Annotated in this window: 18 protein-coding genes; 10 read left to right on the top strand and 8 right to left on the bottom strand. The window is 41.2% G+C overall.

Translation table 11 applies throughout. From position 1 onward, the window contains the following. Positions 1 to 121 precede the first annotated feature (121 nt). The 3 genes from AC5FX4_RS12110 to AC5FX4_RS12100 all read left to right on the top strand — a co-directional run bounded on the left by AC5FX4_RS12110 (position 122) and on the right by AC5FX4_RS12100 (position 5,403). Positions 122 to 2,167: a winged helix-turn-helix domain-containing protein gene (locus AC5FX4_RS12110; RefSeq protein ID WP_493606640.1), complete on the top strand. Its 2,046-nt coding sequence runs from the start codon at positions 122 to 124 to the stop codon at positions 2,165 to 2,167. Positions 2,168 to 2,331: 164 nt separating this feature from the next. Continuing rightward, entirely contained in the window at positions 2,332 to 4,548 is a 2,217-nt protein-coding gene (locus tag AC5FX4_RS12105; RefSeq protein WP_493606639.1) for a tetratricopeptide repeat protein, read from the top strand. A gap of 90 nt (positions 4,549 to 4,638) precedes the next feature. Continuing rightward, entirely contained in the window at positions 4,639 to 5,403 is a 765-nt protein-coding gene (locus AC5FX4_RS12100; RefSeq protein WP_493606638.1) for a substrate-binding periplasmic protein, read from the top strand. A 58-nt stretch (positions 5,404 to 5,461) separates the two neighbouring features. On the opposite strand, the gene AC5FX4_RS12095 is transcribed toward AC5FX4_RS12100, so the two are convergent. Beyond that, positions 5,462 to 5,851 (bottom strand): VOC family protein, encoded by a 390-nt coding sequence (locus AC5FX4_RS12095; RefSeq protein ID WP_493606637.1) that lies wholly within the window; start codon positions 5,849 to 5,851, stop codon positions 5,462 to 5,464. A 112-nt stretch (positions 5,852 to 5,963) separates the two neighbouring features. Between AC5FX4_RS12095 and AC5FX4_RS12090 the strand changes: the two genes are divergently transcribed. Continuing rightward, a complete protein-coding gene (locus tag AC5FX4_RS12090; RefSeq protein WP_493606636.1) occupies positions 5,964 to 6,515 on the top strand; it encodes a GNAT family N-acetyltransferase in 552 nt (183 codons plus the stop codon). Positions 6,516 to 6,545: 30 nt separating this feature from the next. Here the strand turns inward: AC5FX4_RS12090 and AC5FX4_RS12085 are convergent, their stop codons facing one another. The 4 genes from AC5FX4_RS12085 to AC5FX4_RS12070 all read right to left on the bottom strand — a co-directional run bounded on the left by AC5FX4_RS12085 (position 6,546) and on the right by AC5FX4_RS12070 (position 16,562). Next, complete coding sequence (locus AC5FX4_RS12085) at positions 6,546 to 10,634, bottom strand: GEVED domain-containing protein (protein ID WP_493606635.1); 4,089 nt, start codon at positions 10,632 to 10,634, stop codon at positions 6,546 to 6,548. Between the two features lie 530 nt (positions 10,635 to 11,164). Next, complete coding sequence (locus AC5FX4_RS12080) at positions 11,165 to 13,921, bottom strand: TonB-dependent receptor plug domain-containing protein (protein WP_493606634.1); 2,757 nt, start codon at positions 13,919 to 13,921, stop codon at positions 11,165 to 11,167. 279 nt (positions 13,922 to 14,200) lie between these two features. Then, on the bottom strand, positions 14,201 to 14,356 hold the full coding sequence (locus AC5FX4_RS12075; protein ID WP_493606633.1) for a hypothetical protein: 156 nt from the start codon (positions 14,354 to 14,356) through the stop codon (positions 14,201 to 14,203). 112 nt (positions 14,357 to 14,468) lie between these two features. Next, a complete protein-coding gene (locus tag AC5FX4_RS12070) occupies positions 14,469 to 16,562 on the bottom strand; it encodes a hypothetical protein (protein ID WP_493606632.1) in 2,094 nt (697 codons plus the stop codon). Between the two features lie 588 nt (positions 16,563 to 17,150). Here AC5FX4_RS12070 and AC5FX4_RS12065 point away from each other — a divergent pair. Next, complete coding sequence (locus AC5FX4_RS12065) at positions 17,151 to 18,122, top strand: hypothetical protein (protein ID WP_493606631.1); 972 nt, start codon at positions 17,151 to 17,153, stop codon at positions 18,120 to 18,122. A gap of 259 nt (positions 18,123 to 18,381) precedes the next feature. Here the strand turns inward: AC5FX4_RS12065 and astB are convergent, their stop codons facing one another. Beyond that, on the bottom strand, positions 18,382 to 19,734 hold the full coding sequence (gene astB, locus AC5FX4_RS12060) for an N-succinylarginine dihydrolase (protein WP_493606630.1): 1,353 nt from the start codon (positions 19,732 to 19,734) through the stop codon (positions 18,382 to 18,384). Between the two features lie 217 nt (positions 19,735 to 19,951). On the opposite strand from astB, the gene AC5FX4_RS12055 reads away from it, so the two are divergent. From AC5FX4_RS12055 to arsJ, 3 genes are read left to right on the top strand one after another with little or no spacing between them, the layout of a single operon-like run. Continuing rightward, entirely contained in the window at positions 19,952 to 20,305 is a 354-nt protein-coding gene (locus AC5FX4_RS12055) for a metalloregulator ArsR/SmtB family transcription factor (protein ID WP_493606629.1), read from the top strand. A gap of 9 nt (positions 20,306 to 20,314) precedes the next feature. Then, positions 20,315 to 21,325 carry an ArsJ-associated glyceraldehyde-3-phosphate dehydrogenase gene (locus AC5FX4_RS12050; RefSeq protein WP_493606628.1) on the top strand — a complete coding sequence of 337 codons (1,011 nt, stop codon included), beginning with the start codon at positions 20,315 to 20,317 and terminating at the stop codon, positions 21,323 to 21,325. Between the two features lie 5 nt (positions 21,326 to 21,330). Beyond that, complete coding sequence (arsJ, locus tag AC5FX4_RS12045) at positions 21,331 to 22,530, top strand: organoarsenical effux MFS transporter ArsJ (RefSeq protein WP_493606627.1); 1,200 nt, start codon at positions 21,331 to 21,333, stop codon at positions 22,528 to 22,530. A gap of 94 nt (positions 22,531 to 22,624) precedes the next feature. On the opposite strand, the gene AC5FX4_RS12040 is transcribed toward arsJ, so the two are convergent. Beyond that, on the bottom strand, positions 22,625 to 23,059 hold the full coding sequence (locus AC5FX4_RS12040; RefSeq protein ID WP_493606626.1) for a hypothetical protein: 435 nt from the start codon (positions 23,057 to 23,059) through the stop codon (positions 22,625 to 22,627). Between the two features lie 536 nt (positions 23,060 to 23,595). Here AC5FX4_RS12040 and AC5FX4_RS12035 point away from each other — a divergent pair. Both AC5FX4_RS12035 and AC5FX4_RS12030 read left to right on the top strand, forming a co-directional pair. Then, positions 23,596 to 25,779: a phosphatidylinositol-specific phospholipase C domain-containing protein gene (locus tag AC5FX4_RS12035; protein WP_493606625.1), complete on the top strand. Its 2,184-nt coding sequence runs from the start codon at positions 23,596 to 23,598 to the stop codon at positions 25,777 to 25,779. A gap of 44 nt (positions 25,780 to 25,823) precedes the next feature. Continuing rightward, positions 25,824 to 26,018: a hypothetical protein gene (locus AC5FX4_RS12030; RefSeq protein WP_493606624.1), complete on the top strand. Its 195-nt coding sequence runs from the start codon at positions 25,824 to 25,826 to the stop codon at positions 26,016 to 26,018. 57 nt (positions 26,019 to 26,075) lie between these two features. Here the strand turns inward: AC5FX4_RS12030 and htpX are convergent, their stop codons facing one another. Then, a complete protein-coding gene (gene htpX / locus AC5FX4_RS12025; protein ID WP_493606623.1) occupies positions 26,076 to 26,933 on the bottom strand; it encodes a protease HtpX in 858 nt (285 codons plus the stop codon). Between the last annotated feature and the right edge of the window lie 9 nt (positions 26,934 to 26,942).

Raw genomic sequence — 26,942 nt, 5'->3', positions numbered from 1 at the left:
TAAAAGCGTGAATCGCGCATATCTGCGCGATTCACATTTTTATACAACTAAACAATTGCAATAATCTGTAAAGCCCCTAGTATACTGAAGCGACGGCTAGTAAAAGAATAAGAACAGGGTGATGTCGGTAATACAATTTGGTGATTTTTGCTTTGATTTAGAGCTTTCTCGTTTAACGCATGCTAATTGCGATGTTGGATTAGATCCGAGACAACAAGCACTTTTGTTATATTTTATTAATAACCCACAAAGGGTGGTATCTCGTGATGAACTCCAAGCGCACATATGGCAAGGACTGATCGTCACAGACAATGCAATAAACAAGCTTGTAGCAAATTTGCGCAAAGTATTGAACGACGATGCAAAAGACCCAAAGTATATTCAAACAGTACCTAAGATTGGTTATAGGTTTGTTGCGCCCATCTCTCGTATTAGCCACAAAATTCCTCCTAAAGACACGCTCATAACGGAAGATCGTGAAGAACGTCAGTTTTCTAAAAATTGGTTATTGCTGACCGTGTCTTTGATGGTCATCATGAGTATGTTCTGGTTTTTACAAGGGGTATATTCTCAGCCAGAATATGGCGAAACAACTGCTTTGACTCGATTTCATGGTTCGAAACTGTCACCAACTTTTATAGATAAACAGCGCATGTTATTTTTAAATGCGACACAAAGAGGGCGCTCTTTGTGGCTAAGCAGTGGCTTGTCTGATTCAAATGTGGTCCCTCAGGAAATCGACATATCAGACACGGTGATTGAAAGATTGGTAGGTTTTACTGGGAACACGTTGGTTTATCATGGATATAACTCTGAGTGTGGCTGGTACAAAACAAATTTTAATACACAAACATTGCAGTTAGCTGCGCAAGAAAGCGCGCATACAGAGTGTGGCCCTTTAACTGTTCATTATTCATCATATGATGTAAAAAACGACACAATTTACGCTTTAGCACACCCCAAGATCCGTGAACATGATAACCAGTTGTATCGTGCTAAATTCGGCGAACCACTGGAGCTATTAACTATCGATTTAGATAAAGATTGGCGTCTTGTGTCTTTTGATATTCATGATCAAAGCGGCAAAATATTAGTTAATGCACATTCCTTTTCGGGAAAAACGGGCTCGTACTTATATGAACCAACGACTAATCAATTACATCATCTCAATACGTTTGATAATTTGCTAGATCATGTGATTTGGGATCATGATGGTAATGGCCTTGTATTTGTGACCCAAGCGCCGAATAGTCGTTTATTACATTACGCCTTAGACGGCGAACAAACAACATTGCTGGCAAGTGCCAATGAGCGTTTGTGTTGCTCTATTGTCAGACACCCGAACTCTAAAGATTATGTATTCACAAGTAGTGACAAAAATATTGACGTGAAGTGGCTTAAATCAGGTTATAACCTTGATAATAGTAGTGTTATTGATAGTAATCCGCTATTGGCGCATACTCAAGAGGGCCATTATTTTTTGTCAAATAGAACAGGCAAAACACAAGTGTTCTTTCAAAAGCCAAATGAACCGGCGACCTTGCTTAAAGAGTTGGCACGTAGTGCGCGAGTTGAGTCAATGGCGCTATCAGATGATGATACGCTGTTATTGTTGCGCGAAAAGCATAGGCTGTGGGTGATACCAACATCAGAATCAACAGAGCAAAACGACATCTTTATAGATGGCTACGTTTTTTCAGAGCATTGGTTAAGCAATACGCTTTTTACGACTACCCTAAAGCAAGGTGAGAAAAAAAGTGTTTGGATATTTAACAAAGATTTGCAAAAAGTAGCAGAGCTGAATGAGCGTTTTAGGCACATACTGCCCGACCAAGCGCTCCCTCAAAACCATTACTACCTCGATGACGAAAGTAACTTATACAGAGGGACTCCAGAGCAGGTGTTTTCTGATCCTGCGCCGGTAAATTTAGCATTACTAGGACAGCTTCCGGTGTTCTCTAATTTGCTAATAGAAAACAATATTTTATACCTAGTAAGTCATTATGGCGAAACCCTTTCTAGCTATAAGTTGGATGAAAATAATATACAATTTTTGAGCAAGCAGCCATTAAACGCTTATCAAGGTTTTGACGTAAATGATGCTCAGGTTATATTTTCAGGTAAAACGCATTACCGCAGTGAGGTTTATCGAACTGTCGCGCATTAATCATTGCACGGTCTCAAGCATTGGCAATCTAAATACCAAAAATTAGTTATTAAGTATTAGTGATTTTTATGAAATTAGCTATTTGGGCTAATTTTTATAGATAACACTATATAGTTTCTTAGTTTAGTTTAAACTTACTTTATAATTATTTTCATAATAAAAATATGATGTTAAACGGTTTTCTTAAGATTCTATGTTCCATAGCGCTGTTGCTAAGCTTGTCTTTAAGCGTGTGTGTAGACGCGCATGCGGATGAAAGTGAAGCTGATAAGCAGCTTGAGTTAGAGTTAGTTCAGCAGCTTAATGCAGATCCTAACGCTGCGCTTAAAAGAGCAACTGAGTTACTTGAACAGCGAAATTATGCTTTTGAAACTAATCGTAATGCATGGTTCTTTTTAACCGAAATCATCGCCCACTCCCAGATTAACCTCGGACAATTTGAGCAAGCGAAGTCTAAAGCTGATAAGTTATATACGCTGCATAATGCTGAGCAATACCCAATCTATCGCGCGCGCGTAACATTGATACTTGCTATGTTAGCAGAGCGGCAAAACAATTCAGGATCGGTAAAACGTTTTGCTAATGAAGGACTTGAACTGTTGAAAAATCATACAGAGCAAAATGAGCTACAGGCCGATTTATATAGCATGATTAGCAATGCATATCGCCAAGAAGCAAACTTACCCAAAGCACTAAATAACTTACAACGTGCATTAGAGTTGTCTAAAAGTAATGAGTCTAAGCTTGGGGTATTACATAATCAAATAGGCATTATTTATGACTATATGGGTGATTTGAAGCTCGCGTTGAAACATCATGAACTGTCGTTAAATATCAGGAAAAAAAACGCAAATCAACAAGGCCTATCGGATTCTTTATATAACATTGGCGAAATATATCGAGACATGGGGCAACTAGACAGTGCTTTGTTACACTTTAAGCAGGCATTACAAGTCGATAAATCTCTTGGAAATCCTTATCACATAGCAAATAGCCAAGGCAAATTAGGCCAAGTTTATTTGGCTATGGGCAAGCTTGAATTAGCGAAGTCACATATTGAACAAGGACTAGCGCTAACGCAAAAAATGGATGCACCAAGTGATACGGCTTGGCAACTAAGTAATATGGCTCGTGTACATATGGCACAAGGGCAACTGACGTCCGCATTGGATGTTGCCAATCGCGCATTAACTTTAGCGGTCGACGCCAACGCTAAGCGTACAGAGCATACTGTTAGGATGACACTGCTAGACATTGCGCTTGCTCAGAAAGATAAAAAGCTCGCTCGTGAACAAATCTCTCTTTTACTCAAAATGGACAACATTGGTTTGCAATATAAAAAAGAGCTTCATGAAACCAATGCAAAACTCTACAAAGATGAAAAGCGATGGGAAGAGGCGTACTCAGAGCTAGAAAATTACATCGATACGCAACAACAACTCTATACAGATTTGGAAACCAAGAGTATTGAAAAGCTTAAACAAAATGTTGAAGTAATAAGGCAGGAGCAAGAACTAAATCTACTTAAAAAAGAGCAAGCACTACAACACGCTGAGTTAGAAAACCTAGAGCTTCAGCGTACGGTGGTTATATTAATTGGATTGCTACTAGCCGGTGGATTGCTACTCATTTACCTAAAGCATAAACAAAGTCGCCGTATCGCATTTATGGAAGCAAGAATGCTCGCGACTAATTTAGAGGAAAAAAACCAGTTACTTGCCGATGTGTCTCATGAGCTTCGTACTCCACTCGCAGCGCTTAAGCTATCGATCGAACTTCTTGAGCACAATATAGAGCCAGATGTTGGTAAAGCATATGGAAAAGTACATAGCAAAATAGCTCAGCTTGATAATTTGATTGGTGATATTTATCGCTCTGCCCAGTATGACAATAATGCGATGCAACTTATTAAAAGTGAGTGTGATTTAGCAGAATTGCTTTTCGACGTTGTTCATGATTTTACTGCTCAATTCGATAATAAACCACAGGAGCTTGTGGTAGAGCCCATTGTGGGAAAAGTGCTATGTCATGTGGACCCTGAGCGATTTAAGCAAATAGTTGTTAACTTGCTCAATAACAGTTTGGCTTATACAAATACGAATGGTAAAACAGTTGTGTCGCTTAAGGTCACTGAAAGCCAAAATAGAAAAAGAGCAGAGCTTATTGTGAGTGATTCTGAACCTGGTCTTGAAGACAATGAATTGGCCAAAATATTTGAACGCTTGTATAGAGTTGAAGGGTCACGTAGTAGAGATTTAGGTGGTTCAGGGCTTGGTTTAGCAATATGTAAACAAATAGTCTTGGCGCATGGCGGCACGATTGAGGCACAACACAGCTTTCTTGGCGGTGTTTCGTTTATAGTACTACTCGATTTGCAGTAACTTTGCCTAGAATCTTATAGCAAAAACATCTGAGCCATTGAAAGTTGAAGGTGCTGAGCTAATCTCAATAGGTGTACTTTGAAATAGCATATGCCTGATGAGAACGATGTGAATGTTCAACTTTTAATCATAAATACCAAATCCTTTTTAGTGATTTTGCTGTTTTATTGTCAAGTCGGTTGGTGCGAGAAGCTAAAAATTGGCGTTGGAGAGTGGCCTCCATACTTTGTTCAAGAACAAACTTCTCAAGGTACTGTTGCTGAAGTCATTAGAGAAGCATTTTTGCAAGCCGGGCATGAGGTCGAGTTTATATTTTTGCCTTGGGCGAGAGCATACAAAGACGCTGAGGCAGGCCGTCTAGATGCCACAGCTGTTTGGCTTAGAACTCCGGAGCGGGAGGAGGCTTTTTACTTTTCTGATGCCGTGTTAGAAGAAAGGCATGTGTATTTCTATCATCGCAGCAATAACTATCAGGCTTATACGCCACAGCAATTGTATAAACTTTATTTTGGCGCGTTATTAAACTTCAGTTATGGACCACATTTGGATAGCCTAATTGAAGATGGCACTATTGTGGTGCAACGCGTTTCAAGCGATAAACAAGCGTTTGGCATGCTTTTGAAAGGGCGTATTGATATCTACCCTCAAGAGCAAAATGTTGGCTACCTGCAAATTGAAAAATATTTACCCGCAGAAGAGGTGTCTAATATCACTCATATAACCCAGCCATTTATGACAAATAAAAGCTATCTGCTTGTTACTAAATCAAATCCAGCCGGACAATCACTTATAAGCCAGTTTAATCAACAATTAAATTTGTTACGTGAAAATGGCCAGCTTCCTGATATGTATTGATTGAGCGCTGAGGTTAATTTTCAAGCGCTCAAATGGTAAAGGCGCGCCTAATGAAGTGTTATTCTTTAGGCAAAATCAGGTGTGTGGCACAAATTTTATTACCAGAAGGATCGCGTAAGTAGGCTAGGTATAGGTTACGACCCAAACGACTTCTCAAACCCGGAGGCTCTTCACAGGTCGTTCCACCGTTAGCCACTCCCGCAGCATGCCAATCATCAACCAGTTCAGGGCTATCTACTTTAAAGCCAATTGTCATACCATTACCATGCGTTGCTTGTTCACCATTAATTGGTTTTGTTAGTCCTAAAATACCTTGTGAATTGACGTATAGACAACGGCCATATTCATCAATTGTGCCTGCGGGGTAGCCAAGCACTTCCAAGATTGCATCGTAAAAACGCTTTGAGTTATCGATGTCATTGGCACCGATCATAATGTGGCTATACATTTTATTCTCCTTAAAACACATTCCGTTTTACTCTGCTATATTGCGCTGATGATGTCTAGCAAGTTTTACTACATTGTCATCTATCGCTAGAATTGGTGAAAGTAACCAAAAAATGAAGTCTATATTGATGAACAACGGGCCATCCGCATTATTTGAATCAAAACGCCTCGAATTTAAGTACTGTAAGGCATTATATGACACAGATGCTCCTAACTTTATTGCCCAATTGAGTCAAATTCTAACTGAAAATGTGATTAAAGAATTGCCATCAGATTGGGAGCGAGCCTTAAACCCAAAAGAAATACGAAGGTGGTTAATCGAACAGCTTGCGACATGTGACATGCTAGCGATGCTAAATAAAACTAATGGCGCATTGGTTGGGTTATTCTTTGTATATAAAGACAGTCGAGCGGCCCATATCGGTTATTTGCTAGGAGAGCAATATTGGCGTCAAGGTCTGGCCAAAGAGGCATTAGAGGAACTTATCCATTATTTTACTGAGCATGAATACCTCGATAAACTTTATGCTGGCGTTGAAATTTCAAATATACCGTCAATCAATTTGCTGGAGCATGTAGGGTTCATTAAAGGCCAAGCTGTGAGTGACCACACAACCTCAATTATGTATGAATTTGACTGTAAAAAAGCTGGCTATCCACGCTAATAGACGCCAGCTTTAGTTTAAGGTTGAATTTTATTGATATGTGACTTTTAGCTCAGTACCTGTACCTTGACCTGTTACCATAAGGTAGTGCCAGCCAGAATTAGGGCTATTGATTGTAATAAGCTCTTCACTCGAATTGGCTGTAACCGCTTTGTTTTCAAAGTTACTATTACTTGGCCAACCCTGACTGTTTTGATACACGCTAGCGTCACCATCACCACCCGTTGTTTTTACAGTGAGTGTTGATTGACCTGCTGGTACTGATATTGAGACATATACGGTTTGACTGTCCATACAAATTGCTTCGCCATTGCTCAATTTTCCTCTCGTTTGTGGCGACTTGGTTTCACATGCATTGTTTGGTGGTATAATCACATCGTCTTTGTAACTGGCAGTTAATGTAACATTGTCAGAAGCACTGAATCCTAAAACGGATACATAGTAGGTACCGCCTGATTTGGTCAGCTTGCTGCTATCACAGGTTTCATCCACATTACCACCCTTATAAGGACGACAATCCCAGTTATTTGCGGTGTCAGAGTCGCCAAACTTCACGTACAGATCTGGATCGCCCGAGCCGGCTCCCATGTGAACATTGATATTAGTGGCACCTTGAGGTACGTCAAAGGTAAACGTTTTGGTTTCACCTTTGGTAACGTTGATACCAGACTTGGTTTCACCATTTTTCAGTTCATTACTTGGCTGAGTTGAATCAATGATAGTGACATCATAATCCTCAACTTCGCCCCAACCAAAACTGCCACAGGCAGGCACTTTTCCATCAGTTAGTTCATAAGATTGCATAACACGCATCACGGTTTTACCCGTAGAGCTAGTTTGCGGCACCGACAATGAACCAACCACTTCATCAAACGTTGTTGCACTCTTTTGTAGCAATAACTCGCCAGCGTCATCAAAACTATTGTTTTGGTTCAAATCGACATAAACTGCCCAATTCGCTAAGTATGGACCGCCCGAGCCGTGAGTTAGACCAATTTCAGTGTCACCACCTTTGCTTAATACAAAGTCTGTATCTGCAAAGTGGGTAAATTGACTCTTTTGCGACGCATTGTTTTTATTTCCAACTCTTACGTTGCTTGTCCATTGAGTTGGAGACTTACCATAGGCAATACAATAAGCGTCTCCAGAAACGGTCACGTCTTGCTGTTTTACATAACTTACACCGTTTGTGAGCGTTACTTTAGCGCGCACCGTATAAGTCCCCGCATACAAATAGGTGTGAGTAGGGTTAGACTGTGAGCTTGTGTTATCCGAGTTAACCATACCATCGCCAAAGTCATACTCTATCGAGGCGATGTTTTGACTCGAACCAGCGCTATCTTCAAAGCTTACGGTTAAGTTGTTTGCAGTCACATTGGCCGTAAATTCGGCAGGGTTTTGTGCTTTGATATCGACAGTGAAGTCTTCAACTTCACCCCAGCGAATTCGACCGCAAGGCGACGACAGTTTTTCGTAGCTTTGTAATACGCGCATTCTGGTTTTACCTTCAAGCGCGGTGTTTGCGAGGTTAAAAGTTCGCTCGATTGCATTGCTGGTATTAGCGCCTGTCCAGTACCACATACTTTCACTGTCTTCAAAAGTACCATTTTGGTTGCTATCAATATAAACACGCCATTCTGCGTTGTATGAAGATTTAGAGCCCGTTGCACCTTGGCGAACAGACAAAATGTTTTCTCCGTGAACGGCACCCATGATTGTTGCTGTGTGATCAGAATAGTTTGTTGCGCCTGATGTAACGCCTGTGCCATTGAGTGTTACATTGGCATTGTATTGATACTTAGGTTGATTACCGTATGCTTGGCAGTAATCTTCGCCTGCCGGTGCGGTTACATCAACAACCTTGGTATGCGTAAGTTTTTCGCCATTTTTCAGGGTGATAGTTAAAGTGACGGTATAGCTGCCGGAGAATAAGTATCTATGACTTGGGTTGAACTCAGTGCTTGTGCTTGAGCGGCTAAATAATCCATCGCCAAAATCCCACTCTACAGAAGCAATATCAGCATTCGATACGCCACTAAAGCTGACATTTAAATCGTTAGCGGTAATATTCGGTGTAAATTCTGCTGGATTTTGCTCTTGCTTGATATTTATTGTGTAATCTTCAACCTCACCCCAAGTAAATTCGCCACAAGCCCCCAATGTCGTTTCATCATCGCGTAACTTGTACGATTGCATAACCCGCATGCGTGTTGTGCCAGCCAGTGCTGTTTGAGGAATTGTGATGTTACCCAGAACAGGCTCTCTTGATTGCGTTGTTCTAGGTACTGAATAGTGTAAAAGTTCATCCTCACTAAACGTGTTATCTTGGTTCAAATCGACATACACAGCCCAATAAGCGGCATACGGGCCAAAGTCATTGCCACGAGTGCCTTGCTGTAGTTCGATACCTGTAGAAGAACCAGCATAGGCAGTAAACGCATCTTTTTGCGTTTGATCAGTGTAATTTCTACGCCATGTCTCGTGAGTTAAACCGTTTACACCCACGCTTTCTATATGTTGATATAGCGCGTTGTAGCTTTTAGCAGCACAGTAACCTGTTCCAGGTAAAGCCGTTACGGTTACTTCAGTTTGAGCTGAATGAATAAGGCCTTGATTGTCGGTTGCGGTGTAACGAACTGTGTATGTGCCAGGAAATTGATAAGTATGAGAGACATTATCGCCCTGAGCATACGGTTCATTATGATAAACACCATCACCAAAGTCCCATAGAGTCGACACAATACTGCCGTCACTATCACTAGCTTGGCCAGAAAAGCTGACAGTTAGGTTATTATCTGTTGCGTTGACCTGTGTGATAGTCGCATTGGGTGCAATATGAGCGCTAGTGCGAAGTGCAGCCATGGCGGCTGCACGTTCATTGTGTACGCGAGCATTATTGTTTGTTGCTGTTGTACCACCGACTTCATCTTTGTACATTTGATCTGGGTTTGACCAAACATTGAGTCGCTCACCACAGTCTGAAATTGCCATGAGTGTTCGCCACGTTTTATCGGTATTACAAAAACCATGGCCATACGCGAATGGGGTAGTGGTAGAGTCATTATCGTGGCGCGCGCCATATAAATGGCCTAATTCATGGGCGAAAGTATTTTTAAATGTACCCCAACTACTTAGTGTAAATAGTGCACTTTGCTCATCGGTACCGATTTGTCCTGCCCAACCAGCCCAAGGTGACGACTTATTTTTATCCGCTAAAAATACCATGACATCAGCCAGGTGTTCATCACGCAGACTCTTTAATTCAACCCCAAAGCCATTTGGTGCAAGCGGGTTTGGATTTTTTAGCCAGTCACTCGAGTTTTCATTGAGTAGCGTTGAGTTGTCCTCAGCCATATCGCCGGTAGATTTGTAACCCGTTTGATAAGAATGCACGATGCGCACGGTCGCATTTACGCCACTGGCAACGTAACTATCGTTGGTGTCTTTTTCCATCAGCGCTAAGTACGCGTCAATATCGCCAACTTCTTTCGCGACTTCTTCTGTGTAAGCAACTATCACCGTTACTTCAGGGCTGGCTTCATCGCTATTTAACACATTAGCGATTGAGCGGCTTAGACCTTGGAAAGTTGTCGTGTTTGACAAATCATTGATTTGTGGATGATCTGAATCATCAACTTGCGTCTTATCATCTATAAATTTACTCAATTTATAGATGCTACTGTTGTTCGGTGAAGGGCTAAGTAAATAGCCAACGCCGTTAACTTCAATTTTAGCGCTGTAACGATTATTTACACTGACCATCGAAAGCGTGGCACCGCTGTCATAAGAGCGACCAGAAATGAGAACTTTATTACCGGTCGCCTGGGTTACTTTGGTCAGTTCAATTTGAATATATTGACCATCAATCGTGAGGCTAAGTAGGTCGCCCGCTTTTAATGTACTTGCATCAATTGTATTGATCTCGACGGATTGCACTAATGCGTTTTCAGCCGCCGAATTAACACCAAGTGCTACATTGTTATTTTTTTGTTGTAGCTTAGCGACTTGACTGCCAAAAGAAATAGCGTGGTTAAATAAATTAACTTCCTGCGCAAGCGGAGAAAATGATGTAGTAATCGCCAATGCAGCGGCTATTTTTGTTAGTTTATGCTGTTTCACTGCGTATACCTTAGTTAAATTATGCTCAAATTCAGGTTTGAGCGGATCCTGTTAACGAGTGACCTATCGAAAGGTAAATCGTGCGGACATCAAGATATAATGTATACAATATATCTTGATGTTCATTCAGTATACATATTGGTGAAATGATTGCCATAAATTTGTTCAGTTTTTGGGGAGTATTGTTATAAATAAGTAATTGTTACTAATTTGGCGAGTATGATAATGCTTTGTTCTGGGTGAAAATTGGTCTGTATTATTGAACTTGGAGTGATAGATATGACAAACAACATTTAATTACTTCACCATCAGAGCAAGTAAAACAATGCAGCTATTTTGTGTAGTGATACGCAGGTTTGCTAATCTATTAATGTGCTATTGAGAATTAAATTAACATAGAAATGTTTAAATTTCAGTGTATTATGATGTATTGTTTGCCCAAAATTAAGTAAAGGCAATGCAATTATAATCTATAAAAAAGCCCTGCATTTGCAGGGCTATGTAGTTTCACGGGGAAATGGACAGACATGTTAAAAGTTAACGTCAATTCCTACATATCCAGAGCGGCCTAAGATTGACCAACCATTGTAGGCACCGCGAGAAGTAGTCCAGTGATCACCACCATTATTGTCCGTAATGTTATTCAAGCCCACGTAAAAAGACATACTATCGTTATACTGATAGTCGGCACGTAAGTTGTGAATAAGCGAGTTACGGGGAGTATCCGAATCACGATAATCTGGCGCTGAATCATCATTGTAACGGCCAGATTGTTTAAACTTAAATGTCCACGTCAAGGTTAAATCTTCAAACTTGTACTTAGTTTTTAGATTAGACATCCATTTAGGATCGCCTAGCTGTCCTGCTTCATTGTTAGTTTCTACAATTTGTTCAACAATATTGAATGTAGAAGCCGAGCGCTCTAAAATACGGCTTGCTTTAAAGTCAAATGACAGCGCATCCCAACTATAGTAAAGTTCAATATCGACACCTCTGGCTCGTGCAGAGTCATAGTTAAGACTCAATGGTCGCACAAAGTCTACATCGCCATTATTTTTACGCTGGATCAGCTTACAAAACATGTTATCTACACTGTTTGCTTGTAAGTCTACACAGTTTTCCATTACGGCTGTACCACCGAAGCCTGAAATCATGTCATCGAGCTTAATATCATAAAAATCGACAGATGCAGTAAAGCCTTCCAAATATTCTTCAGGCGTAAATACAAAACCTACGGTTAGCGTATCGGCTTTCTCTTCTTTTAAATCTGGGTTACCCGAATTTTTCACTTGCGCCCGTTGCGTTTTAATATTTGAATTCCAACCTTCGGAAATACCCAGTAATGCACAGTTGGCTTTACGTCTACCATCTGCCGGTCCTCCGTTAATATTAGAGTCATCACAGGGGTCGCTTACATCAGAATAACCAATACTTTCTGCGCCATATAGCTCTTCTAATTGCGGTGCTCGTACTGCTTGAGAGAAAATTGTGCGTAAACGAACGGCGTCACTAAATGCCCAATTTAAAGCCAGTTTAGTACTTTCAAAACGGCCATCGCTGCTTGAGTAATCGGCAATGCGGTATGCGGCTTCGAGGTCTACCTGTTTTGCATATGGCATGTCACTTAATAAAGGCACGAGTACCTCTACGTAAGCTTCTTTAATATTGCGGCTTTCATCAATGGGTTTTTTAACAGAGCTTATTTTACCTGAAGACCACAATTCCGAAGGATCAAAATCAAGGCTTTCATAACGAATATCAACACCGGTACTAACTTGAACCATACCAGCGTCAAGCTCATATACATCTCCACCTAAGTTCGCTTGAAATGCATGATTAACCGTCACTGTATCGGCAATGAAGCCATCAACAATGTAATCCATTAAAGCTTGTGATTGACGCTCAAAAGGATTAAAGGTAGGGCAGTTACCTTGCGCTTCACACTCACCAACAACTTGCAATTTACTATTCAGTCGGTCTTGACGTAGTTGACTAGGGCTATCAAGTTCAAATTTAGAACGCCCGGTTGTAAAGCTAACGTCCCAGAACCAATCATCATTATATACGCCAGAGAGCGATAAATTGGTCGAGAAGAAATCTCTTTGTGTTTTACTTGTACGGCCACCGTGTTCATAAAATGTGTGATGGAAGCCTATCCAGTCATCATCACTAAAGTTATTGCTGATTGAAGCTGGAGTATCAAAAAGTGCTTTCACCTCTGAAACTTGCATCCAAGCACGCTTAAACGGCGGATCGATTACGTTGTGAGATGAATTGCGAGAAAGTGTAATATCGTATGCAAGATCAAAATTATCGAATTGATAGTTTAGTGAGCTATACAAGCTAAGGCGTTCAAGCGGATCTTCAATATGGCCCCATCGTGTACCTTCATAGCCATTTTCTTCATCAACTAACCATCCGTCATACATATCACGATAGCGCGCTCTTAATGCAATATCTTGGGTCGACTCGTCAAAGTCATACCAGTCGTAACCTTTATCATCATTGTTATAAACTGAGAAAATAGTTTGTGGTACTCCCCAAGGGATAGGTGAAAGCCCTGTTTTCCAAATTTTACTTGGTTGTCCTTCGCCTTTATTCGGATTAGTTACAGAGCGTTGATAGTTATATGACTTTGCACGGTTCTCTTGTGTTAGAGCCGACTCTGACAAGTAATCAAGTGAAACGGTCAAATTACCTTTGTCATCGTCAAAATTAAAGCCATGTGTCACGGACAGGCTTCGTGTACTGTGGCCACCTTCTTGAGTTCCTGATACTTGGGCGTTTGCAGTGGTGCCTTCGAAATCTTTTTTGAGAATAAAGTTAACAACCCCAGCGACAGCATCAGAGCCATAAATAGCTGACGCTCCCCCCGTCATAATTTCAATGCGTTCAACAAGTGATGATGGGATAGTGCCGACATCAGTAAACATGCCTTGATAGTCAGTTGCCACAGCCGGTGGGCGCTTGCCATTGATCAATACCAATGTACGGGCTTCACCTAAGTTGCGAAGGTTTATTATATTAAGCCCTGCGTTACCAAAGCTATAGTTACCTGACGCTGAATCAAACCCATCGGCAAACATTGGTAAGCCCGTCAAAATATCATTAACATTTTGCGCACCTGTTACTTTGATATCTTCTGCTGAAACAACAATAGTAGGAGAAGGTGCCTCAAAGTTTAAACGTTTGATACGCGAACCCGTCACCTCAATTCGCTCTGGTCTTTTGGCTTCTTCTTGGTCGTCTGCAGCCCAAGCTGAGTGGCTAGATGCCGCTACAGCCATTGCTATTAAGCTTTTAGTTAGCGTAGTGTTTATATTCCTGTTGTGACGCATTGTAATACCCCTTTGTGTCATTGTTTTTCTTGTGTTGTGAAGTGTTCTGAGTGAGTAGTTAAAATATGATGTTTGTACCTACCAAATCAGATATATTGTATACAATATATCTATTATCAGATATTGCAAGTACTTTTATTGGGAAAATGTAAGTAATGAATCTACGGAGAGTACCTAACAAATAAAGCTAGGGAGTCCTAGCTTTATTTGTTATTCTATATATCCTTTTTAAGAAAAATGACGACATAGTCCTGGTATCCCTGGATTTCCTCCACCAGGCTTATATGGGCAACCAGCGTCACCACACCACACGCCATCACTTCCACCTACTACTTTTTTAAGCTCTCTAGTTGATAACCTTTTAATGTTTCTGATTTTTTTCATAATAACTCCTTTATATAAACAGATATGAAATTGCAATTTTGTATATTGAATGCAATTTAAATGTACGTATTTTGAGTTCTATTTACAAGTCTTTTTACCAAAACGGATACAGTTATTTATCAAGCGTTTCAACTAATGTAAGTGGTTCGCCATCCACATCCATCGTTGCGTTAATTAGTATTATTCCGTTACTCAATTTACTCTCGATTGGTATGTTTGGTTTCCAGTGTTTCTGTTCATTCGGTTTGATGCTAATTGACTGAGACCATAATGTTTGGCTCTGCTCTGAGTCGTCAAAGGAATAAAATGACACCGTTAGAGTGCCAGCCGTTTTGCCCGAATATGGACCTGATAGGGTTATTTCAAGTCCATGCTCAACGTTGACCTTAATTCTTACACCGTCATTCGCGCTATCGTAATTAGTTTTAGGAAGGAGAAACGCTGTGCTTTTTGGAATTTTGGCTTGCCATTGTGTATTAAGCATATGCAATTGCTTTTTAAGTTCTTTGTGTGCTGCAGGTGTTTTCAACTTGTTTGCAAGTACAGTCAAGCGACTTCTGCAACCAATTAAAATATCTTGCGACTCTTCACACAGGTTTAGTAAATGTACAAACAAAGCCGTGTTTGAGAAGTACCAAGGATCGGGATTGTTTTGTGCCAAGTTAGGTAGTTCAAATGTGTGAGCTTGAATATACGGAGTGATTTTATGGTTCATACCGCGGCCAATGAGACTAAATGCGTTATCTTTGAGTTTTACGGTGTTTGGCAAATGGAAGCGCATTGTTTGATGTTCGTTATTAATGTAAAGCATTAATTGCAATTGCGATTCGTGTTGCTTAAGTGAGAATGTGAGTGCCGCATTTTGCTTAATCAAATTTACAATTTTCGGTCGAATAGCAAGAGTTTGGGTATCAAAACCTAATTTTGTCAGGTCAAGTTCAACACGGTTACCTGTCACGAGTTTAACTGCAAGCGATGCATTATCGCTTGTGCTCAACATGACGCCTATTTCACCACGGTGTAACTGTGAAAGTTCAAACTCTGTGGTTGCTGCTACGAGCCAATCTTTTGCAGATAATACATTAGGCAGCTTTGGTTTGGGGAAATCGAGTACCTTGTGCTGCGCTTCCAAGTTTGGCGAGATATCCAATTGATGTAAGGTATCACCGTCATCGCTTCGCAGCCAATAGGCGTTGCCATCTTGTTCCCAAGGTCCAGATACAATGTCAAAAGTAGGCTGGATATTTTCGACAAACTGCGCAAATTGCTGCTCTAATAAAGACCAATTAGGAAAAATTGTTTTTAAAAGCTTATTTGCAACGGGCAGGGTATTGTCCGAGTGGGGGTTTAGTGCCATGAGTTGTTGTAAATACCGCTTAAAGTAAAGCTGGCGCATTGGATCATTCATCAAAAAGTGAATAATAAAAAAGTTAAGTCCTCTTTGTAGTGCCGGGTCATCGTTTATCTGCTCAATGCTAGGGGCGTTACCTTGATGATATTGTTTTAAACCCGTTGTGATGTAATTCATAGGCGCGCGGTCAAATACCATAACCGTAAGTTGTTTTTGAATAGGGTCATAAACATGGCTGGCGATAGAGTCAGCCATTCCCTCTGTGATCCAATTTGGCGCCCAAGTTGAATGGCCATTTAATGCCATGTGAAAGGCATGCATCGTTTCATGAATAACGATGTAGCGTTGATGATGTTGTCTGTGACTTGGAAAGTTGTATCCCGCGCGGTTGTAAAACATGGTTTCGCCACCGGCAGTTTTATGAATACCACGTAGAAACCCATCGTCCAACATTGCTTCTTTTAGCCGCGCTCTGGAGCTGCCGTATACCACGGCAATTCGTTGCTGTGCGATATTTTTGGGTTCCATACCAAACAGTTCAACATAATGTGGGTAAGACATTTCAAGCAATTCTAAGTATAGACGTACCTTATCCTCGCTCAGATCACTTTTCAGCGCAAAGTGCTTGCTCGCCCACCAGTTATATCCTCGGCTATTACCAATTTTTCCATCGCTGTAAGTTTTAGGAATGGTTTTTCCAAGATAGGCGATATCAATATGTTTTAGTGTACTTGTTCTACCAACGACACTCACATCTGCTCGAAGCGAATTTAAATCTAGAGGCTTGTTGTTTGGGTCGGAAATGCTTTTACATCCGAGAGAAAAAAGTACAAATAGGAACAATATTATTGGCATTTCGGTCTTCTCATTTCTTTAGTTAAAGTATATTGTATTCAATATACTTTAACTTTGATGCACTCAGTTTGCAAAATGAATTGCAATTACAAAGTACATAAATAGGTTGTATCACACCTAAAAGAGTTAAGACTGACTGGGATCAAGTTTTCCATCCCGGTTAAGAAGTTAAAGGATTGAAGCATTATTCATAAGTTAACTCATAAACAAGCTACGCTGACGGGTTTAAACAAATCAGTGGGTTTATTGGGCTTAACATTAAGAGTAATAAAAAAACAAGAACAATTAGGGCGTGTTGAACTTTGCTGTGTGTTTTTGCAGCAGTCATTCGGTCATTTTGGCAAGGCAGAGCCAGCGTCGCATAGTTATTCTATGTAAGTCTGGCGATAACGTAGAAAAATAGCCGAATGGCGCTGCCCATAGGGTTCAACCAAAGGCTTCCACTACGGCGTCATGCGCTACTCGTATAGTTAGCTATGCGTCATAGCGCATTTCTGGTATTGAAAGCCTTTGATTTGAACAAAAATCATACTTCAAAGACCAGCATGCCCTATGTTCGTTTACAATTAACAAATTAAGGAAAGCATTGTGAAATTTATACATTTTAGAAATACAGCTTTGGCATTTGCCATTACCACTTCAATGGCTGCAACTGCAAGTCAACAGCAAATGGAGCCGGCCGCTCAAGTTAGCGCGGTGGAGCAACAAGAAAATACTGAATCATTTGCTACTCAAGGGCTTGTTACCACAGCGCTTATTCGCGGTTGGATCTTAGATGGTGCGAAAAGTGCTATTAAAGGCGGAGTTAAAGACTTTATCTCCGGACTATTATTCGGTGGTGGTCCAGCGGGTCCGCAAATTGTACGCTTGCATGCTGAAGACCTACAAAAAATTGAAGACTTGGTGTTTGGCGTGATCATTACTGATGCTGTTCATGACGCAAAAAGTCAGCTAGCTTCATTTAGTAATACATTTGACTACTATCAAGACTCACTAAGTGGTAATAACTTTGATCCTGCTATTTTGTCTTCTTTACTATTTTATGTTAACTCATTACGTGAGCATCGAGCTTATGACCCGTCATATAATTCAAACGCTTATGCGTTAACAACCTCATACTCTCTAATTGCAACATTAAATTTAGCAATACTGACTGAGCGTCATGTAAAAGGTTACGTCAGCGCTGCCTTTGTAAAATCACAAGCCGGGGCAATGGCAACTAAATTAGCGTCTTTAGGTACGTTGGTCGATCGTAAATCATATTCAATGGGAGGAGTACAAACTTATGGCAGCCGTTGTTGGGGAGGGCGTTCGGCTCCAGAGCTCAGCGCCGCGACGTCACAAAAGCAAACTGATAACCATATAATGGCACCATTAGATTGTTTGGTGTCGGCTTCATTTCCAGGTAAACCGACTAAACGCTGGAACGCAACAGATATTGGTTTGCACGTGGCTGAAGAGCTAGCCTACGACTATTTAAACCAAATGCGTGCCGAATATAGAAGCGAAATTAAAGGCGCTGACTTTGATTCTGTGGTGACTAAGTTACGTAATCTTTAGCCATTGAAAAATCGAAGGTTTAATAACTAAGTGGCATATCTTAGAATAAATGATGTTAGCGAATTTTAAAATATAACTAAATTAAGTGTTGAGTGTATACAGTATACCAAATACACTGAGGTTACTTTAAGTGCTATTGCTATTTTTCAAATAGAGATTATGTCCTGCACTTAAAGTTAATTTCTTTGCTTGCGCAAAGTAGTTAGTTATTATTTTCCCTGACTAGTAAAGCCCAGCAATGCTGGGCTTTTTTCTGTGTTTACAGCTGCTGAAATGGGTAGACACTGCCTAACGACAATATTTTTGTTAGCTCATCAAGCGCTGCTTTTGTTTCTTCTAATAGGAGCGGATCGGCTAGGTCTTTGTCGGTCATTCTATCTCTGTAATGGGTTTTAACCCATGACAGCAGTGTGGTAAATTTTTCTTCACTCATTAATACGTCTTTATTTACCGCATCAAACTCGTCTTGGTTTAGCGAAACTCGTAAACGTAAGCAGGCTGGTCCTCCGCCATTTTGCATACTTTGTTTCAAATCAAAAAACTTAACATGTTGAATTGGGTTATTGGCGCTGAGCATACTGTCAATGTAGGTGCGCACGGCGGCGTTATTTTGGGACTCTTGGGGCGCAACTAGCATCATTGTACCATCTGGTAGCGTTACTAACTGACTGTTGAATAAATAGCTTTTCACGGCATCTTCGACGCTCACAGAATGAGTGGGTACTTCAACTATATAAAGTTGTTTATCTCCCAAGTAGGCTGTTTTAATTTTATTTAATGTGTCAGTTTGATTTAGAAAAGCTTGCTCATGACATAGCAGTACATTTTCATTGCCGACGGCGATAACATCATTGTGAAACACACCTTGGTCAATCACATTTGAATTCTGCTGTATATATATCGCTTGGTTTTCTTTGACTTTATGCAGGCGCGCAATCGCTTGGCTAGCTTCTAATGTTTGCCGAGCTGGGTACTTCTTTGGCCCAGTAATCGCGTTGTTTAGGCTGCTTGAACCATAAACAAACAACTCTAATCCTTTATCAGAATGGCTGTCGCACAAGCGAGTATGGTTCGCAGCGCCTTCATCGCCAAAAAAAGGCTGCTCAGGTAAATGTGTGTGATGAACAAAATGATCGCTGGGAAACATGGCTTTTAACAAATTAGTTGTGGTGCTTGGTTCCAACGAACGATGAAATTTATTGTTTAAATTAGCACTAGTGAAATGTACTTTACCATCGTCAGTATCCTTTGAAGGCGACACCGTTGCGGCATTTGCAGTCCACATTGCAGATGCTGAATAAACTGCTCGCAAAAGAACGGGGGATTCTTTTGCTGCTTTGTTGATTACCTGCTGATCGGAGCCTGTGAAGCCCAATCGTCTTAGCGCGTTTAAATCTGGTCGTGCATGAGGCGCGAATATCCCTTGCTTAAGGCCAAGATCATGCATTGCTTTCATTTTAGCGAGTCCTTGTAATGCGGCCTCTCTAGGGTTCGAGGTCACGTCAGCATTACTTAGTGAAGCAACGTTTCCATATGATAGGCCCGCATAATTATGTGTGGGCCCAACAAGGCCATCAAAGTTAACTTCGTAACTTTTGTTGTTGTTATTCATGTCATTTTCCTGTCCTGTTGATGTGCTAATTAGGGCGTGTTGATCTTTGCTGTGTGTTTTTGCAGCAGTCATTCGGTTATTTTGGCAAGGCAGAGCCTGCGTCACTTAGTATGACAATTGACGCAAACTAAGCAATTAGCATTCGATTTCATAGGGAAATATTGAACATACGAAAATATGTATATATGATATTTCGAATATAACTTGAGGTATGGATATGGATTTAGTCAATTTCTATAAAGCGCTGAGTGATGTGACGAGGTTGCAATGTTTACTGCTGATTGAGCAAGAGCAAGAACTTTGTGTTTGTGAGTTAATGGCTGCGCTGGATTTGAGTCAGCCAAAAATTTCGCGACATCTCGCTCAATTACGAAGACTTGGCATTCTTATCGACCGCAAACAAAAACAATGGGTTTATTACAGTATGAATAAAGAAATGCCAGATTGGTGTCTCACTGTTGTTACTCAAACATTTGAGCAGAATAAAGATTTTATTCGATCAGCCACTCATAAACTAAACAGCATGGGAGCGCGTCCAGAACGCGTAACGACGTGCTGCAATGCTAATTAAGGAACTTCCATGACAATTAAAGTGGGTATTAACGGTTTTGGCCGAATGGGGCGCTTAACGATGCGTGCGCTATATGCAAGTGACAATATTGAGATAGTACACATTAATGATCCAGCCGGAGACGCAGCAACGCTGGCTCATTTGATGAATTTTGACTCTGTTCATGGGCGTTGGCGTTACGAGGTTGAAAGCCATGGCAATGATATGACCATTGATGACGCTACAATCTCTGTGACACAGAACAAAGAAATTGCACAAACGGATTGGTCGAAATGTGATTTAGTCATTGAAGCATCGGGTAAAATGAAGACCAAAGCGTTACTTCAATCGTACTTGGACCAAGGCGTTAAACAAGTTGTAGTCACGGCTCCGGTGAAAGAAGAAGGGGTATTGAACGTTGTCTTCGGCGTGAACCATAAAGACTATGATGCCAGTGTGCATGACATAGTTACTGCCGCATCTTGTACTACTAACTGTTTGGCACCCGTAGTCAAAGTATTACAAGATAAGATTGGCATCGAACATGGTTCAATGACAACTATCCATGACATTACCAACACACAAACTATCTTAGATGCGCCTCACAGAGATCTGCGCCGTGCTCGTGCTTGTGGCATGAGCTTAATTCCTACAACGACTGGTTCAGCTACTGCTATCACGCACATTTTCCCAGAGCTAAAAGGTAAATTGAATGGTCACGCTATACGCGTACCGTTGGCAAACGCGTCGATCACCGATTGTGTTTTTGAGGTGAGCCGTGAAACCACTGTCGAAGAGATTAACGGCTGGATGAAAGACGCGGCACAAGGCGCGCTGAAAGATATTCTCGGTTTTGAAACTCGCCCATTGGTATCAATTGACTATCGAACTGATCCAAGAAGTTCAATTGTTGATGCACCTTCGACTATGGTCGTGAACGGCACTCAAGTAAAAATGTATCTTTGGTACGACAATGAGTGGGGATATGCCAATCGTACGGCTGATTTAGTGCGTTATGTTGTTTCCCAAAGGTTTGTATAATTGCGATGTTCCACCAGTTATCAAGCGACATTAAACAATATTTGATCATAACGGGTAATTATTGGGCCTTTACCTTAACTGATGGGGCACTGCGAATGCTCGTGGTGCTGTATTTTCATCAGTTAGGTTACAGCCCCATAAGTATTGCTATGCTCTTTTTGTTTTATGAATTCTTTGGTGTAGTCACCAATTTGTTGGGGGGATGGCTCGGCGCACGGCTTGGCTTAAATAAGACCATGAACTTTGGCTTGGCGCTGCAGATAGTTTCGCTGGCCATGCTTGCTGTTAATCCACAGTGGTTAAGTGTTGCTTATGTGATGGCCGCACAAGCGCTTTCAGGCATAGCCAAAGATCTCAATAAAATGAGTGCTAAAAGCGCCATTAAGTTGTTAGTACCAGAAGATGCCGATAGCACACTTTATAAGTGGGTTGCCAGATTAACTGGGTCTAAAAACGCACTAAAAGGCGTAGGCTTTTTTATGGGAGGCGCGTTACTTGGGGCGTTTGGTTTTCAAGGTGCCTTGTGGTTAATGGCCGCAATGCTTGTGGTGGCTTGGGTTGTCAGCCTAACATTGCTCAAAGCGGATTTGGGCAAAAAGAAATTTAAGCCCAAGTTTAACGAGTTGTTTTCAAAGAGCAAACAGATCAATACATTGTCGGCAGCACGGTTGTGCTTGTTTGCATCGCGTGATGTTTGGTTTGTTGTCGCGCTCCCAGTATTTTTAGCATCAACTTTTGGGTGGGACCACTCGCTGGTTGGCGGCTTTATGGCCGTTTGGATTATTTTCTATGGCTTAGTTCAAGCCAATGCGCCTCGCATAACGGGTCACAAAGCAAGTAATTCGGTGCCAAGTAAACAGCTCTCAGTTTGGTCGCTCATATTAACTGTGATCCCAGCCCTAATCGCATTAGGATTGTCGCAGAATATCGCACCAGTGTGGGTAATAGCACTTGGTTTGCTATGTTTTGGTGGGGTATTTGCGGTTAATTCGTCGCTGCACAGCTATCTTATCGTCAAGTTTGCAGACAGTGACGGGGTGTCGTTGGACGTTGGTTTTTACTATATGGCCAACGCGATGGGCCGACTAATTGGCACTGTTTTGTCTGGAGTGATCTACCAAAGCTATGGGATAGAAGCATGCCTTTGGCTGTCTAGTTTATTTTTGCTTACGACAACGATAATAACCAGAAAACTACATCGCTGATTTAAAAATTTAAGCACAGTCAATTTTACTTACTGTGCTTTAATTAATAACACTCAATAAATTGCGTAACTTGCAACTTCGGCTATTCAAGCCCTTAAGCTAACGCGTTAGGCGCATCAATCAACTGTACTTTACAGCCTGTTTCTTTATCATACTGTGCATACAAGGTGGGCGATTCAGCCTTTAAATCCATACCAAGCACTTTACTTGTATCGACTCCTCGAACAAATGCACGTAACTGCTGGTCGACTATCTTCCAAGTCGTGACTGTTGTTTTTTCAACAGGTATACGTAGCGGTGGCCTGACTGGCGCAAGCATCGACCCTGTGATGCTAATATCTAAATAGTCCTTAAGCTTATTTATTATTTGGAAATAGTGCGCTTGTTCATCATTTGAGTGATTGACTAATAAAAATTGAGTTGCATTAAGTTCATTCACACCACCGATAAACCGATCACCTTGTGAGTTAAGCCCCAGATAACCAAAATCTGAACCATCATGTGCTGTAAGTTTTAAAATCTTGTTCACTCTGTTTCCTTTATAAACTAGAGGGACCATGGTAATAAACAAAAATGGACCAAACATGAAGCTTTGCCACTTTATATATAAATTAATTAAGGTTTTTCCTTAGTACGATTAATAACAAGCTACGTAGCGTGGCCATTAGCAATCAGCAATCAGTAACTATTTAAGTTTTGCTACATTATTTTACCTATTATGGGTCCTTTTGATGAAAGTGAAATTACAGCGCATTACACCAAATGCTAACTTTAGGTACGCACAAGGAGGTTTGAACATAATCAAAATTGATAGTGTGCTGCGCTTTAGGGTTTGTTTTTTTGTTAAATTTCAGGTTTTTACGGTTTCATGTCGTACATGTTATGGGCTAATAATGAGGGCTTCTTCGCGATTCAGGAGTGTACTTTCTAAATTAGATATGAATTTTTCGTCCTCATTCTTTGCACTTTTGACTTCTACCTTTTGCGTTGGTTGCTAGTACAGGATCATTCTTATGATCTCTGGTTAAGGACCAACACATTAAGTAAAAGGAGAGGAATTTAACTATGAAACAAAGTAACAAACTGAATAAACTCGCATTATTACTAGCCGGAGGCATGATCGCTTCGATTGTACCTTCAGTTACTCATGCGGCAATCGACACCGATGACGACAAAGTCACACGTTTAGATTTGCAAGGCCAAATTGATAACTTCGCGCCTTTTTCGAAAACACTTTGGGCGGGAGCCCACAATGCCTATGCTTCGTATTCATGGAGTAAAGGTACGTATACTGATGTAAACCAATATTACTCACCAAAAAGCTTACTAAAGCGTGGCATACGAGTAATGGAGTTTGATATTTACCCAGAAGGTACTTTTGATTCAACGCCGATGCTATGCCACAACTCACTTGAAAATAAAGCTTTATGCTCGAGTTTTCATGCAAAGCTATCCGAAGGGTTGGACGATATAAAAGAGTTTTTGCAAGATAATCCAGACGAAGTTATTTTGCTCAAAATAGAAGCCTATAAGCACAATGACCACAACAATTGGCACAACAAGATAGGTGAGCGCCTACAAAATGATATTAGCGATTATTTGTTGTTGCCTTCAGACTGGGGCTACCCTGATAAAAGTTGTGCATCGTTACCTGTATCACATCTGACTAAACGAGACATATTAGCTGCCGGTAAACAACTGGTGGCGGTTGTACAAACGCCCAGAGACAAAAGCGATCTCTGTTCGTACCACAAGGCGGGAAATTACTCCAAGTTCTGGAACACGGTATTTATTGGTGTCGACGCGTTTGATTCAAGCGGTAATTTAAAAAGTAACCGTCCGTTTTGTCAAAACGGTAATGACGAATGTGTAAGCAACGACCAAACTGCGCATTACAACGCTAAGAATATGACGGTGGTTATTGATGATGCAACACAGCTCAATACGGATGGGCCTAGCTCTAGTAAAACGGGTGGCAATGTACTAAAAAATTGGGGCAAGAAGGGCTCTCAAATCTTAGAGCTGGCACTTGTTGAGGCAAATAACACCAGTGCTGCCAGTGGCTATGGTGCCAATGAAGTACAAATCGAAGACTATATTTGGTCTTGGAAATCAAACCGCCCCAATGGCACCGGTGATTGCGCAAGCCTTGAAGACGATGAGTCTATCGTAGATAAAGCATGCACAACATTTCAGTATCATGCGTGTGTGGATAAAGATAGAAACTGGCTGCTCTCGACAACAAAAGGTACCTGGCATATGGGCTTCGAGTACTGTAAGAGCTTAGGTGGTACCTATACGTTTGGTATGCCATACAATGCCTATGAAAATGAGTTATTGCTAGATGAAATTGGCACGAGTACTGAAGACCATTGGGTCAATTACTACAACGCATTTGAAGATTTTTGGCTCTCTAACGCAAGTAGTTATATCGATTGGAAGCTCGTCAAAAATAACGCTGTAGGTTCGACTAACAAAGGGGACTCATTCGACAACATCGGATTTTTAAAACGCAAAGCTTTGCTGGGTGGCGCACTCAATTTAAGCTCTGTAAGAATTCGATCCAACAATCGTGTTGATGGCTTTCAAGCGTGTTATGAAACTAAGCAAAGCGTGAGTCATGCTAGTGTAGGGACCTCCGAACTATGCGTTACTTACGGCGGAAGCGGTGGCAGTTGGGGCAATGAATTGACCTTTGACGCCAGTAATGGGGAATTCCTAAAAAATGTGTTCATCTGTAAGGACGACGCCAAATACGGCTACGACACGGTTTATTATGTGAAGTTTACCTCTAGCACTGGAAGTAACATCTCGGGCGGTACCAATTCGGGGAGTTGTACATCTTATAACGCAAGCTCTAGCCAGCAAATATTCGCATTCCATGGCACAGAGAACAGTGAAATCAATTCGCTAGGCTTATATCGCATAGAAAAGTCACTGGTTAACGGCGGGTTGTATGCAACTGATTGGTTAGACCGAGATGACCCAGCAAGCGGCGATAATGAGTTGTTTAATGCACATAAGTCATCAGGCAACATTTCAGCAAGCTGTGAATCAAGCGACATTGCAGCCATTGTTGCCCGCGATGTAGATACAAAACTGGATGCGAGCTTAACTGGCCAAAACCTGGTTAATAACGCGTCAGGCTTTGCCTGCTGGAATTCGAGTAATGGCGGCAGTAGCAGTAATACGACATGTAAAGACTATGAAGTTAGGTATTTCTTTACAAAATCGAGCTGTTTGCCTTAGAGATATTTGGTAGCGGAAGCCAGAAGGATTACCGTTATAGAGTTATGAATAAGACGAATGCTATTGAATTGGTCTATATTAAGGTGTTATTTGTTAAAGAAGGAGTCACTATGGGTATTAAACCTGGACCTAAAAGAAAGAATGAAGATGGTACGCCTGATAAAAGACAGCGTGTACGTCCTGAAAACAAAAAAAAGCACCCAAAGCTCAAACCGCATGATCACGAAAAGGGTGATTAGATATTCTGAAAATCAAAAAAGCGCCTTTATGGCGCTTTGTTGGGCTAGTAATTGTGTTTATTTCAGTGCTTGAATACGTTGTTCAAGCGGTGGGTGAGAGGCAAACATTTCCGATAAGCTCTTACCAGAAGCGATACCGAATGCCATCATTGACCCTTCAAGTTGTGACTCTTGGTTTTGTTTTAAACGCTCAAGTGCTGCACGCATTTTATGTGCGCCTACTAAATCAGCGGCACCTTTATCAGCGGCAAACTCGCGTTTACGACTAAAGTACGCGACAACAATTGAAGCCAAAATACCGAACACCATTTGGAAAATCATATCAAATACAAAGTATGCCCAACTGGTGCCTTCTTCGTCTTCGCCACGGAAGAAGTTATCAACGATACCGGCGAGCACTTTTGCAATGAAGATCACGAAGGTGTTCACCACACCTTGGATCAGTGTCAGTGTGACCATATCACCGTTTGCCACGTGCGATACCTCATGGGCTAGCACAGCTTCGGCTTCATCTTGACTCATGTTATGCAAAAGACCTGAACTCACCGCAACTAGACTGTTGTTCTTGCTCGGGCCTGTTGCAAAAGCATTGATCTCAGGGCTGTCATAAATAGCCACCTCTGGCATCTTGATATTTGCTTGCTGTGCTTGGCGAGCAACTGTTTGTAATAACCAGTGCTCTGTTTCATTACGAGCGTGCTCAATGACTACTGCACCCGTAGATTTTTTCGCCATCCATTTCGACATAAATAACGAAATAAAAGAACCACCAAAACCAAATACCAGTGCTATTAGCATAATGCCACTATAACTTCTAGACGATATGCCTAGTACCGACATTAAGACAGATAAAACCACTCCCAATACCAGCATAACTGCGAGGTTTGTTAGTAGAAATAACACAACGCGTTTCATAATCACCTC

This window comes from Pseudoalteromonas sp. ATL1 (assembly GCF_058933015.1).
This window is presented reverse-complemented; position numbering and strand designations above follow the sequence as displayed.